The sequence below is a fragment of the Rhodococcus sp. AG1013 genome (genome assembly GCF_003350365.1).
GTDB lineage: Bacteria > Actinomycetota > Actinomycetes > Mycobacteriales > Mycobacteriaceae > Prescottella.
Window position 1 is genome coordinate 1 of record NZ_QQAT01000007.1, and the last position, 12,552, is coordinate 12,552.

At 69.4% G+C, this 12,552-nt stretch carries 12 protein-coding genes and 1 tRNA gene; 1 reads left to right on the forward strand and 12 read right to left on the reverse strand.

All coding sequences use genetic code 11. The features are described 5' to 3' along the window. Positions 1-313: 313 nt before the first annotated feature. The 6 genes from DEU38_RS10930 to DEU38_RS10955 all read right to left on the reverse strand — a co-directional run bounded on the left by DEU38_RS10930 (position 314) and on the right by DEU38_RS10955 (position 6,226). Positions 314-511 (reverse strand): hypothetical protein, encoded by a 198-nt coding sequence (locus DEU38_RS10930; RefSeq protein ID WP_031939866.1) that lies wholly within the window; start codon positions 509-511, stop codon positions 314-316. A gap of 342 nt (positions 512-853) precedes the next feature. Next, a tRNA-Thr gene (locus tag DEU38_RS10935) sits at positions 854-926 on the reverse strand. Positions 927-986: 60 nt separating this feature from the next. Further along, complete coding sequence (locus tag DEU38_RS10940) at positions 987-2,174, reverse strand: DNA polymerase III subunit delta' (RefSeq protein ID WP_114721027.1); 1,188 nt, start codon at positions 2,172-2,174, stop codon at positions 987-989. 35 nt (positions 2,175-2,209) lie between these two features. Then, a complete protein-coding gene (gene topA, locus DEU38_RS10945; protein WP_114721030.1) occupies positions 2,210-5,116 on the reverse strand; it encodes a type I DNA topoisomerase in 2,907 nt (968 codons plus the stop codon). Between the two features lie 144 nt (positions 5,117-5,260). Then, positions 5,261-5,845, reverse strand: coding sequence for a hypothetical protein (locus DEU38_RS10950; protein WP_114721033.1), 585 nt, complete (start codon positions 5,843-5,845; stop codon positions 5,261-5,263). Between the two features lie 177 nt (positions 5,846-6,022). Then, positions 6,023-6,226 (reverse strand): cold-shock protein, encoded by a 204-nt coding sequence (locus tag DEU38_RS10955; RefSeq protein ID WP_005515803.1) that lies wholly within the window; start codon positions 6,224-6,226, stop codon positions 6,023-6,025. Positions 6,227-6,602: 376 nt separating this feature from the next. Between DEU38_RS10955 and DEU38_RS10960 the strand changes: the two genes are divergently transcribed. Then, the gene (locus DEU38_RS10960; protein WP_114721036.1) at positions 6,603-8,969 is read left to right on the forward strand and encodes a DEAD/DEAH box helicase; all 2,367 of its coding nucleotides are present in this window, start codon (positions 6,603-6,605) and stop codon (positions 8,967-8,969) included. A 5-nt stretch (positions 8,970-8,974) separates the two neighbouring features. On the opposite strand, the gene DEU38_RS29170 is transcribed toward DEU38_RS10960, so the two are convergent. From DEU38_RS29170 to DEU38_RS10985, 6 genes are read right to left on the reverse strand one after another with little or no spacing between them, the layout of a single operon-like run. Beyond that, entirely contained in the window at positions 8,975-9,331 is a 357-nt protein-coding gene (locus DEU38_RS29170) for an Rv3654c family TadE-like protein (RefSeq protein ID WP_174907899.1), read from the reverse strand. Continuing rightward, positions 9,328-9,687 (reverse strand): TadE family type IV pilus minor pilin, encoded by a 360-nt coding sequence (locus DEU38_RS29175; RefSeq protein WP_258557807.1) that lies wholly within the window; start codon positions 9,685-9,687, stop codon positions 9,328-9,330. Before DEU38_RS29175 ends, DEU38_RS29170 begins: the two co-directional genes overlap by 4 nt. Then, positions 9,684-9,887 carry a DUF4244 domain-containing protein gene (locus DEU38_RS10970; RefSeq protein WP_114721041.1) on the reverse strand — a complete coding sequence of 68 codons (204 nt, stop codon included), beginning with the start codon at positions 9,885-9,887 and terminating at the stop codon, positions 9,684-9,686. The genes DEU38_RS29175 and DEU38_RS10970 overlap by 4 nt, the downstream gene beginning before the upstream one ends. 60 nt (positions 9,888-9,947) lie before the next feature. Further along, on the reverse strand, positions 9,948-10,559 hold the full coding sequence (locus DEU38_RS10975; RefSeq protein WP_114721044.1) for a type II secretion system F family protein: 612 nt from the start codon (positions 10,557-10,559) through the stop codon (positions 9,948-9,950). Continuing rightward, on the reverse strand, positions 10,559-11,365 hold the full coding sequence (locus tag DEU38_RS10980) for a type II secretion system F family protein (RefSeq protein ID WP_114721047.1): 807 nt from the start codon (positions 11,363-11,365) through the stop codon (positions 10,559-10,561). The genes DEU38_RS10975 and DEU38_RS10980 overlap by 1 nt, the downstream gene beginning before the upstream one ends. Then, positions 11,362-12,549, reverse strand: a complete 1,188-nt coding sequence (locus DEU38_RS10985; protein WP_397484641.1) for a TadA family conjugal transfer-associated ATPase — start codon at positions 12,547-12,549, stop codon at positions 11,362-11,364. The genes DEU38_RS10980 and DEU38_RS10985 overlap by 4 nt, the downstream gene beginning before the upstream one ends. Between the last annotated feature and the right edge of the window lie 3 nt (positions 12,550-12,552).

The following is a 12,552-nucleotide window of genomic DNA, read 5'->3' on the forward strand; positions in this document are numbered from 1 at the left end:
TCATCGACACACTGTTGAGTTCTCAAAGAACACGCGCACACCACCACTCGAAACCCTCAGGCTCCTCGTTTCGGGGCAACTGTTCCAGCCTAACCAGATCCGGACCCGGACGCAAATCCGTGAACCAGAACCGATCGAAGCAGATTCGCCAGGCGCTCTCCGTACAACCTCGTTTTCCCAGTCCCTCAGGTCCGGGTCGGTGTCCGTGTCGCTCTGACCTGGAATAAGTTACGCGAAGCTGTCACCGAATGCCAAACCGCCTGGTCAGAGGCCCCGAACGGCCCGAAAGGCCCGCGAATCGCGTACTGAGGGACTACGGGACCCAGTACTTGGCGGCCAACTCTTCGACGAGAGGGTCGTCCTCCGCAACTTCGTCGAGTGCGGCCAGGTCGCCGTCGATCGCGACGAGTCGCGGATCGTCTCCCTCGAACTCCTCGACCGGGTGTCCGCCGTTCTCCGCGAGCTGCCGCAACAGCTTCTCCCGGACGCGGACCTTCAGTGATTCGCTCACCTTCCGAGCATGGCGGGTCTCGACCACCCTTGTCGAGCGGTTCGGACAGGTCAGTCGTCATCGTTTCGTCGGAACGCCCGTTTCGCGGTCGGGATCAGCATCACGAGCGCACCGATCAACAAGATCAACCAGAAGATCTCCATCAGCACTGCCAACCCTTCTGTCGGGAATGGACCCTCCCGTGCACTCCATTGTCCGCCGACAGAGGACCGCATCGGTGGTGATGGCGTCCGCGGCGGGCACGGCCGGCTCCGCTCCCTCCACCGGAGCCCGGATCGGCATGCGCGCTCACCGACGAAAGAGGGCCCCTCACCTGGTTTCCCAGGTGAGGGGCCCTTTCGGAGCTGCCTGCGAGAATCGAACTCGCGACCTTTTCATTACGAGTGAAATGCTCTACCGACTGAGCTAAGGCAGCGTGCCTCTCGGCGCGTGCGAGTCTAGCGTGTACCCCCGCCCCGAAAGCAAATCGGGGTCTCTACGCGAACTCTGCACCCAGTCGCGCCACGAGCGCGTCGACCGCGAACTTGGGCTTGACGTTCATGTCAAGCGCCTCCCGACAGTCGAGGATCGCCTCGATACAGCGCAGCAATCCCTCCCGCGACGCCCGGGACGCGAGGTCTGCGGCCTGCTCGGACATGTCCGGATGGTTGGGCGTTGCGCCCGACCCGAACGAGTAGGCCAGTGCGTCGCGGTACAAACCCGCAAGATCCATCAGCGCGCGGTCGAGCGAATCCCGGCCGGTTCGCGTGGCCCGCGACTTCTGGCGTCGTTCCAGATCCTTGAGTACACCGGCCGAACCGCGCAGCGCACCGGCCGCACCCTTGCCGGTGCCGCCGGCACCCAGCGCCGTCCGCAGTTCCTCGGTCTCCCGCTCGTCCCGTTCGGCGGTGAGCTCCTTGGCTTCGAGGTCGGCGGCTTGGACGAGTTCCTCGGCCGCGGCATAAGCAGTGCCCGGCCGCATCGCCGCCTTCGCCAGTGACAGCGCCCGCTTGCGGCGGGACCGCGCGTCCTCGTCACTCGCGAGGCGTCGGGCACGCCCGACATGGCCACCACAGATGGACGCCGCCCAGTCTGCGGTTTCGGGGTCGAGCTGATCGCGTTCGCGCAGGACCTGGGCGATCGCGTCGACCGACGGCGTCACCAGCGGAACGTGCCGACAACGCGACCGAAGAGTGACGGAAATGTCCTGCGGGTCGACCGACGGCGCGCACAGCAGGAACACGGTACGGTCCGGCGGCTCCTCGACAACCTTGAGCAGCGCGTTGGCGGCGCCCTCGGTGAGCCGGTCGGCATCCTCGATCACGACGACCTGCCACCGCCCGGTGCTGGGCCGGCGCGACGCCGTCTGCACGATGCCGCGCATCTCGCTGACGCTGATGCTCAGTCCCTCGGGCACCACCCGCCGGACGTCACCGTGGGTGCCGGCCATCGTCGTGGTGCAGGCCTGGCAGTGGCCGCAGCCCGGTGCGCCGTCGGAGGTGCACTGCAGTGCCGCCGCGAAGCAGAGCGCCGCGACCGAGCGGCCGGAGCCGGGCGGGCCGGTGAACAGCCACGAGTGCGTCATCCGCGAACCGGCGTCGCCCCCGCGCGCGGCGGTGGCGGCAGCCGTCAGCTCGGCCTCGACATGCTCCTGGCCGACCAGTCGATCGAATACACCCGCCACGCGCCGAGCCTAACGATCCGTGCCGACGAGTCGGGTCACGGCTTCTCCGCCGTGGTCTTCTTCGCCGCAGCTTTCTTCGCGGGCGCCTTCTTGGCCGCCGTCTTCTTCGCGGCAGCCTTCTTGGCCGGCGCCTTCTTCGCCGCGGCCTTCTTCTTCACCGGACCACGAGCCCGACGGTCGGCCAGCAGTTCGGACGCGCGCTCGTCGGTGATCGACTCGACCTCGTCGCCCTTGCGCAGGCTGGCGTTGGTCTCGCCGTCGGTTACGTACGGGCCGAAGCGGCCGTCCTTGATCACCATCGGCTTGCCGGTCGCGGAATCGTTGCCGAGTTCGCGCAGCGGGGCCGCCGCCGAAGCCTGGCGTCCGCGCCGCTTGGGCTCGGCATAGATCTTGAGCGCATCCTCGAGGGTCACCGTGAACATCTGTTCCTCGTTCTCCAGCGAACGAGAATCGGTGCCCTTCTTCAGGTACGGCCCGTAGCGGCCGTTCTGCGCGGTGATCTCTTCCTTCGATTCGGGATCGACACCGACGACGCGCGGCAGCGACAGCAGGCGCAGCGCATCCTCGAGCGTGACGGTCTCCAGATCCATCGACTTGAGCAGCGAGCCGGTGCGCGGCTTGGGGCCGGCAGCCTTCTTCGCGGCTTTCTTTGCCGGTGCCTTCTTCGCGGCGGCCTTGGTCTTGACGGTGCCGTCGGCTGAGGTCTCGACCGGGACGATGTCCGGCTCCGGCTCCGGGGCGGGCTCGGGCAGGATCTCGGTCACGTACGGACCGAAACGGCCCTCCTTCGCGACAATCTCGTGCCCGGTGAGCGGATCGACGCCCAGCTTGCGTCCCTCCTGCGGGGTCGAGAACAGCTTCTCCGCGTACTCCGGGGTGAGCTCGTCCGGCGGCAGGTCGTCGGGCAGGTTGGCGCGCTGCGAGATCGGATCGCCGTCCGGGTCGTCCGGGTTCTGCACCATGCGTTCGAGGTACGGACCGAAACGGCCGACCCGCACGTGGACCTCGCGGCCCTCGGCGTCGTCGAACAGCCGGATCGAGTTGATCTCGCGTGCGTCGATGTCCTCGAGGTTCTCACCGACCATCTTCTTCAGGCCGCCGGCGCGCGCGATCGAGTCGTCGGCCGCCGCCGTGTCGCCGAAGTAGAACCCCGACAACCAGTTGCCACGCTGTTCGCGGCCGCCGGCGATCTCGTCGAGGTCGTCCTCCATCGCAGCCGTGAAGTCGAAGTCCACGAGCCGACCGAAATGCGACTCGAGCAGGCCGATCACCGCGAACGCGACCCACGACGGAACGAGCGCGCTGCCGCGCTTGTAGACGTAGCCGCGGTCGAGGATGGTCTTGATGATCGACGAGTACGTCGACGGTCGGCCGATCCCGAGTTCTTCGAGGGACTTGATGAGGCTGGCCTCGGTGTAGCGGGCCGGCGGGTTGGTGGTGTGGCCGTCCGGGTCGAGCTTGGTGGCGGTCACCCCCTGGCCCTGCGTCAGCGCGGGCAGGCGCGACTCGGCGTCGTCGGACTGGCCACCGGCCTCCTCGTCGACGCTCTCCACGTACGCCTTGAGGAAGCCCGGGAACGTGATGGTGCGACCCGACGACGAGAAGGTGCACTCCTCGCCGGTGCCGGCGGTGCCGGTGATCCGCAGCGTCAGAGTGGTGCCGCGAGCGTCGGCCATCTGCGACGCGACCGTGCGCTGCCAGATCAGCTCGTACAGGCGGAACTCGTCGTTGTCGAGGCGCGAATGCAGCTGGCCGGGGGTCTGGAACACGTCGCCGGCGGGGCGGATCGCCTCGTGTGCCTCCTGCGCGTTCTTCACCTTGCGGGTGTACTGACGCGGGCTCGAGTGCACGTACTCGGCGCCGTACAGCTCGGTGGCCTGCGCGCGGGCCGCGGAGATCGCCGACTGCGACAACGTGGTCGAGTCGGTTCGCATGTAGGTGATGTAGCCGTTCTCGTACAGACGCTGCGCGATCCGCATCGTCCGCTCCGAGGTGAAGCGCAGCTTGCGCGCGGCCTCCTGCTGCAGCGTCGACGTCATGAACGGCGCGTACGGCTTACGGGTGTACGGCTTGTCCTCTGCGGACGAAACGACCAGGTCGACGCCCTCGAGCGCCTCCGCGAGCCGGCGCGCGTAGGCCTCGTCGAGCACGGTGACGCCGCTGGACTTGAGCTTGCCGTCGGGTCCGAAATCACGACCGGCCGCGACACGAGCGCCGTCGACCGCCACCAGACGCGCACCGAAGTTGCGGGGGCTGGTTTCGGCGCCCGCGTCGAGCGTGGCCGAGATGTCCCAGTACGACGCCGACCGGAACGCCATCCGTTCACGTTCGCGCTGCACGATGACGCGCGTCGCAACAGACTGGACACGGCCCGCCGAGAGCCGCGGCATGACCTTCTTCCACAGCACCGGGCTGACCTCGTAGCCGTACAAACGGTCGAGGATGCGGCGAGTCTCCTGCGCATCGACCAGATCGTTGTCGAGATCGCGGGTGTCCTCGGCGGCCGCGCGAATCGCGGGCTCGGTGATCTCGTGGAACACCATCCGACGGACCGGGATCTTGGGCTTGAGCGTCTCGAGGAGATGCCAGGCGATGGCCTCGCCCTCGCGGTCGGGGTCGGTTGCGAGGTAGAGCTCGTCGGCGTCCTTCAGCAGACTCTTGAGCTCGGTGACCTTCGACTTCTTCTCAGGGCTGACCACATACAGCGGCTCGAAGTCGTGGTCGACGTTCACACCGAGCCGGGCCCACGGCTCACCCTTGTACTTCGCGGGTACGTCGGCGGCGCCACGCGGCAGGTCGCGGATGTGCCCGACCGAGGCCTCCACGACGTAATTCTTGCCGAGGTAGGGCGCGATCTTCTTGGCCTTCGTCGGTGACTCGACGATGACGAGGCGGCGCGTGGCGGACGCTCCGTCCGCCGTGCTCTTCTCCCGTGATGCCACCAGCTGTCCGCACCTTTCATGCTCGATCAGTGCCGCTGCGCACCTGATGCGAATCTCGTCTCCGCCCCCGTTATACCGGGTCCGGTCAGTTACAGGGTGTCACACCAGGAAGATGAACGCGCATATCCGTCCCGCTCCGTTCGCTCAAATGTGCGGCCAGTTACGTCGGGCATCGACATCGTCGGGCGGCAGACCGATGTTCTCCGCGAGATGCATGAGCCGTCTTCGACCCGAAATGCGCAATCCCGGGGAGGCCCCCCGAATTCCGACGATCGTCGGCGCCACCCCCGCCCGCATCAGCGATTGGGCGAGCACCACGTGCGTGTCGGGGGCGTGCGGGTCGAGGCCGAGCACGTAACGCTGGCCGTCCGCCTCGACCCGTCCCGATGCCAGTACCCACGCTCGTTGCTCCCGGGATCCCGGAATCCAACCGTCCGGTACCGCTTTGACGGCGCCGCGTGTCCACTGCGTCGCCAGATCCGCCAGCTGCGGAACCGGGGCCGTGCGCACCAGCGGGCGCCCCTCCTCGGATGTACTGATCTCGGCGTCCAGGCCTGCGTCCCGCATCAGTTGGGCGATCGCCTCGGCCCGCCACCTGCTGTCGACAACGACGGATACCCGGGCCCCCTCCTTCGAGGTGACCACCTGCCCCTGCGCCGCGAGCAGGCCACCGAGGTCGGCGACCGCAGGCGGCACCGACTCGGCGGAGAAGAACGACAGCTGAGCCACAAGGTGGACAGTAGGCCAAGATCCCGCATCATTCCCGCGGATCGCGCATCTGCCACGCGGGACGGGGAATCACCCCACAACGAACTCGTCCCCCACCACCGTTGCCGGTGACAGGGGACGAGTCAGGCAGCGGTCAGTAGGACCGGCCTTGAATCAATCGTTCAGTTGGTGAACAGATCAGATCGCGCGAACGCCGGTGGCCTGCGGACCCTTGGTGCCCTGGCCGACCTCGAACTCGACGCGCTGGTTCTCCTCGAGGGTGCGGAAGCCGCTGCCCTGGATCTCCGAGTAGTGGACGAAGACGTCAGCGGAGCCGTCCTCGGGTGCGATGAAGCCGAAGCCCTTTTCCGCGTTGAACCACTTCACAGTGCCCTGTGCCATGCTTTTCCTTCTCTTTCTTACACCGGATTCGATGGACAGCACTTCCGGTCCATCGGGCCGGTTCCGACCGCTGTACTTTCTCGATTCCCCCTCAGGAACGCATAAGCACCGCGCTCGCAACATCGATCCTGCGGGCGTTTAAACGAACACAGAAGCTGCGACCAGGTCATAGTCAACCACGTCCGACGCGCCCGCAACAGTCGAAAGACGAACAAAAACTGCAAATAGTTGATCTTGCACCAAGTGCCACTCCAACTACTGTCGGGTACACCCCTCCCGAACACCCAGCCCCGGCCGCGGATAGGATCAAAACCGCAGGTCCAGCGCACGCAACGCGCCCAGGACGCCGACCGACGACAATTCCGGAAGAGGCCCCGTGAACCCCTCGCCCCACTCCCGCGACACGGGAGAAAACGGCGACAACTCGTTCGGGCGGACACTTCTCGAGCGTGTACTGGCAGGTACACCGGCGGGCGAACAACCTCTGACGTTCACCGCCGAACTTCCGCCGCGGGTTTCCCGATTCGCCGAATGGCCCGAGTGGGCTGCCGATGCCGCAGTACGCGCGTTGCGGGCCGCCGGTATTCCACAACCGTGGAGCCATCAGGCCGAGGCGGCCTCGATCGCAGCGGCCGGCGAACACGTCGTCGTCGCGACGGGTACCGCGTCCGGTAAGTCGCTGGCATATCAACTCCCGGTCCTCACCGCCCTGGCGGGCGATTCCCGCGGGACCGCGCTGTATCTGTCCCCGACCAAGGCACTCGGCGCCGATCAGTTGCGCGCCGCGATCGCGCTCACCGAGTCCGAACCCGAACTCGGGTCGATCCACCCGAGCGGCTTCGACGGCGATACCCCGACCGAGGTCCGCCAGTGGGCGCGGGCGAACTCCCGCTGGATCTTCACGAACCCGGACATGCTGCACATCGGGATCCTGCGTTCACACCAACGCTGGTCGCACCTGTTCCGCAATCTGCGGTACGTCGTGGTCGACGAGTGTCACTCCTATCGCGGCGTGTTCGGATCCAACGTCGCCCTGGTGCTGCGTCGGTTGCGTCGCATTGCGGCACGCTACGGAGCGAACCCGGTGTTCGTCCTCGCCAGCGCGACCACCGCCGATCCCGGCGCGGCCGCGTCTCGGCTCATCGGCGCCCCGTGCGCCGAGGTCACCGAGGACGGCTCACCGCACGGGCCCCGCACGATCGCGCTGTGGGAGCCGCCGCTGCTCACCTCGGTCACCGGGGAGAACGGCGCACCGGTCCGACGGGCCGCGGGATCGGAGGCGTCGCGCATCATGGCGGATCTGCTCGTCGAAGGCGCCCGCACGCTGACCTTCGTCCGGTCGCGCCGCGGCGCGGAACTCACCGCAATGGGCACCCGTCGAGCGCTGACCGAGATCGACCCGGACCTGGCCGGGCGCGTGGCCGCCTACCGCGCCGGATACCTCGCCGAGGACCGCCGTGAGCTCGAGACCGCGCTGGCCGACGGCAGGCTACTCGGCGTCGCCACGACGAACGCTCTCGAACTCGGGGTGGACATCGCCGGACTCGACGCCGTCGTCGTCGCCGGCTTCCCCGGCACCGTCGCCTCGTTCTGGCAGCAGGCCGGGCGTTCCGGCAGGCGCGGCGAGGGATCGCTCGTGGTGCTCGTCGCGCGCGACGACCCACTCGACACCTATCTGGTGCACCACCCGTCGGCGCTGCTGAATCGTCCGGTCGAGGCGACCGTGACCGACCCGACCAACCCGTACGTCCTCGGCCCACAGTTGTTGTGTGCGGCGCTGGAGCTGCCGTTGTCCGATGCCGAGGTCACCGACTTCGGCGGGACGGAAGTGCTGACCGAGTTGGCCGCGCAGGGCCTGATCCGGCGTCGGGCGCACGGCTGGTTCGTCACCGCCGAGTCCGATCCGCACAGCAACCTCGACATTCGCGGCGGCATCGGCGGCCAGGTCGCCATCGTCGACGGCGAATCCGGGCGACTGTTGGGCACCGTCGACACCGGCCGCGCCCCGGCGACCGCGCACCCGGGGGCCGTCCATATCCACCAGGGTGAGTCGTTTGTCGTGGACCATCTGGATCTCGACGAGGGCATTGCCCTGGTGCATTCCGAGGATCCGGACTGGACCACATCGGCCCGCGAGATCACGGACATCGCGATCAGCGACGTCGCCGAACACAAGCCGTACGGCGACGTGGGCGTCGCGCTGGTGCAGGTCGAGGTGACGCACCAGGTGGTCGGCTACCTGCGCCGGCTGTCGTCCGGCGAGGTGCTGGACTCGGTGGAACTCGACATGCCCGCCCAGACCCTGCAGACCCGGGCCGTGATGTACACGATCACACCGGAACTGCTGGAGGAGTCGGGCATCGGTGCCGATCGCGTCCCCGGCGCGCTGCACGCCGCCGAGCACGCCGCGATCGGGCTGCTCCCACTGGTCGCAACGTGCGACCGCGGCGACATCGGCGGCGTCTCGACGGCGCTGCACCCGGACACCGGCCTGCCGACGGTGTTCGTCTACGACGGCCACCCCGGCGGGGCCGGGTTCGCCGACCGCGGCCACGCCGAACTGGTCCGCTGGCTCAGCGCGACCCGGGACGCGATCGACTCGTGCGAGTGCGCCGCCGGCTGCCCCTCGTGTGTGCACTCCCCCAAGTGCGGCAACGGCAACCATCCGCTCGACAAGGACGGCGCGGTCCGGGTTCTCGCCGCGGTGCTGGCGGCGGTGGACCCGGACCGCACGGTGGCCTGACGCGCTCACTCGGCCGGTCCGGCCCGCGCAATTGCGCGAGCGGGGCCGACGACGAACGACACCGATCCCACCCGCACCTCCGCCCCGACCACCACGTCCCAGCCGCTCACCGTGCACTTCGGCACCGTGGCGCCCATCCGGACTGCGATCGACACGGCTGCCTCGCAGGGCGATTCGTCGCCGTCGGACAGCGCGGAGGCCGCCGCGAGCGCCGCCAGATCCGCGGCCGCCTGCGCCCGATGACGAGCGGCGACCGCCCCGCCGACGTGTACGAGTCCGGCCGTGACTGCGACGAGCGCCGCCAGCGCGAAGCACGCGAACACCGTCGCACCGCCGGACTCGTCCTCCCGAAGACGCGTCACCCGTCCGCCACCCTCGGTTCGCGGACCGCGACCGCCTCGGCCGACAACTCGACCAGCGGCAGCAGCGATGCGCGCGCCCGCACGGTGGCCACGACGAACTCCCCGTCGTCGTCGAGCGTGATCTCCGCACCGGATGGCGCGACCCGGCCGGCCACGGACACTGCGTTGGCGCGGTCGTCGCGGGCGGCCAGTCTCGCCGCTTCCCGGGCCGCGTCGATGCATCGCACCTGCGCCGACACCGCGACGATCGCCCCGACACAGAGCACCACCACGGTCACGATGGAGGCGATCGCGATCGCCGCCTCCACCGTGACCGCACCGTGCTCCCGCCGCAGGACGGACCTGGCCGCCGTCACACCGACGTGGCCAACGCCTTGTCGATGATGCCGGTGAGCGCGGAGACGATCGAGTCTCCGGTCACGACGGTGTAGAGAATGGCGCCGAACGCAGCGGCGGCAATGGTGCCGATCGCGTACTCCGCGGTCGACATGCCGTCGTCCGCAGTCGCCGCGAGGACGAGTCGCGCCTGCATCTCCTGAAACTTCTTCCCCCACATCGGACTTCCCTTTCGATCGATTCCGGCACGGCCCTTCCGCGCCGGACACCCCTCCCCCGGTCACAGGAGCCCACCCTGGAGCACCTGACCGGCCAACCCGATCACCACCGGGACGATTCCCAGGCAGATGAACGCGGGCAGGAAGCACAGTCCCAACGGACCACTGATGAGGACGCCGGCCCGCTCTGCCGCGGCCACCGCGGCGTCCTCGGCATCGCCGCGCTGCTGCGCGGCCAGTTCCCCGATCGCCGCCGACAGTGCGGCACCCGATCGCGCCGACCGCCGCGCCATCCGGGCGAGCGCCTCCGTCGCGGGTTCCGCCGCCACGACATCCCACGCTGTCGCCGGATCGGCACCGAGCGCCAACAGATCCGCCGTACGCCGCAAGGAATCCGCGAGCGGGCTCGGTGCGGACCGCGCGGTGGCGGCGGCCGCCGTCGACACCGGCAGCCCCGCCTTGAGGCATGCCGCCAACAAGTCGAACGCGCCCGCGACCGCCATCGGGTCCGCCGGACCACCGGCCGCGCCCGCGTTCGGGATGTGGACGTCCGCCGTTCCGGTGTTCGATGTTCCGATGTTCGGCACCCCGGACGCCCGCAACCGCCGTCGTGCCCGACCCGATCCGGGTACGACGAGGACCGCCGCCGCCACCAGGATCAACGCCGGCCACATCAGCTCACCACCCGGCCGACGATGCGGTCTGTCCACAGCAACCCGACCGCGACCAGCACGGTGCCGGTCACGAGCAGCGCGCCGCCGAGGCCCCCACCGAGGAGGACCCGCACCGGGGACGCACCCATGAGTTGACCGAGCCCGATTCCGAGGGCCGGCAGCCCGGCCAGGACCGCCGCGGTGGCCCGCGCCCCCGCCAATCCCGCTTCGGCACGGGTACGGAATCGGCTGCGTCCCAAAAGGTCTGTCCGTGCGGCATGGAGAAGCTCGGCCAACGCGAGACCGTGGGCCTCGGCGACCGCCCACGCGTCCGCGATACGCCGCAGGTCATCGGCCACGATGCCCCCGTTCGCCACCAGGCCGCTCGCCGCGGAGCCACCGAGTCGGGCGCGCGCGGCCGCGCTCCGGAACGCCTCCGCGGCCGCCCCGTCGCATTCCTGCGCGGCGGATTCGCACGCCGCAGCGGGATGCGCCCCGACCCGCAGCTCACCGATCACGACATCCAGGCCCGCCAGCACGCTCCGTCGTTCCCGCTCCCGGTGCGCCGATGCGGAGCGCCGGCGGCGGCGTCCCCGCGCAGTGGCCGCCCCGACCGCCGCCGCGACTGCGGCGGTCGGCGTGCCCAGTACGGCCAGCGGAATGCACCCTGCGAGCGCGAGATCGAACGGCGAGAGCCTCAGCCGCGACATCCACGACGGAGTCGAGGGCTTGGGCATGACCGACGACATCGATCGCAGCCTCCGACGCGTGCTTCCGCTCGGGGCGGCCAGAATCGCCACCGCCAGGCACAGTATCGCCGCGATCACTGCGCACACCTGGCGTCCAGTAGCTCGCGCAACGCCCGGTACCCCGGTCCCACGCCGGATTCCCACGTCCACGCCGGGACGACGCGAACGACGCTCGACGAATCCCGTTCCAGGACCCCGATTTCCACGAGCCTGCGGCCTCCCGACGCATCCCGCCGGACATGCATCACCACCTGGACGGCTGCGGCCAGCTGACTGTGCAGGGCCTGCCGATCCAGCCCACCGAGCGCCGCGAGAGCTTCGAGCCTCGCCGGGACCTCCCCTGGAGAGTTGGCGTGCACCGTCCCGGCGCCGCCGTCGTGGCCGGTGTTGAGCGCAGTGAGCAGGTCGACGACTTCCGCACCACGGACCTCACCGACGACGATGCGATCGGGCCGCATACGCAGGGACTGCCGGACCAGGTCCCGCACCGTGACCTCGCCGACCCCCTCGACGTTCGGTGCGCGTGCGACCAGGCGGACCACGTGCGGGTGCGCGGGTGCGAGTTCGGCGGCGTCCTCGACGCACACGATCCGCTCCGCGGCACCGACCTGTCCGAGCATGGCCGCGAGCATGGTGGTCTTGCCGGCACCGGTTCCGCCGGTGACGAGGAACGCGAGCCGCGCCCGCACGATCGCGTCGAGCAGCGCGCGTGCCGCAGGGTCCACCGCACCGCCTGCGGTGAGTTCGTCGAGCCCTTGGGTCGCGGGCCGAAGCACCCGCAGCGAGACGCAGGTGCCGCCCTGCGCGACCGGCGCGAGCACGGCATGGAGGCGAACCCCGAAGTCGCCGTGGCCGATCGACGGAAGGCGTCCGTCGACCCAGGGCTGCGCGTCGTCCAGACGGCGCCCCGCGGACAGTGCCAGCCGCTGCGCGAGCCGCCGGACCGCGGCCTCGTCGGGAAAGGTCACCGCGGTCCGCTCGAGTCCGGTGCCGCGGTCGATCCACACCTCATCGGGCGCCGTCACCAGGACGTCCGCGACACCGGGCACCGCGAGCAGCGCCTCGAGCGGGCCCGCGCCGGTGAGTTCCGTCTGCAACATCCGCAGCGCGGCCAGCAGGTCGGTGTCCCCGAGGACCCCACCCGATTCGGCGCGGATGGCCGCCGCCACCGTCGCCGGCGTGAGCTCGCCCTCGGTGAGCGCGAGGCGGTCACGCACCCGCTCGAGCAGATCGGTGGACTCGAGCGTGTTGACCGCAGTCACCGC

Bases quoted from the DNA above. Each gene is read 5' to 3' on its own strand.
- DEU38_RS10975 (WP_114721044.1), bottom strand. From the start codon at position 10,559: ATGTGGCCGGCGTTGATCCTGGTGGCGGCGGCGGTCCTCGTCGTACCC.
- DEU38_RS10955 (WP_005515803.1), bottom strand. From the start codon at position 6,226: ATGGCACAGGGCACTGTGAAGTGGTTCAACGCGGAAAAGGGCTTCGGC.
- DEU38_RS10970 (WP_114721041.1), bottom strand. From the start codon at position 9,887: ATGTGGGGGAAGAAGTTTCAGGAGATGCAGGCGCGACTCGTCCTCGCG.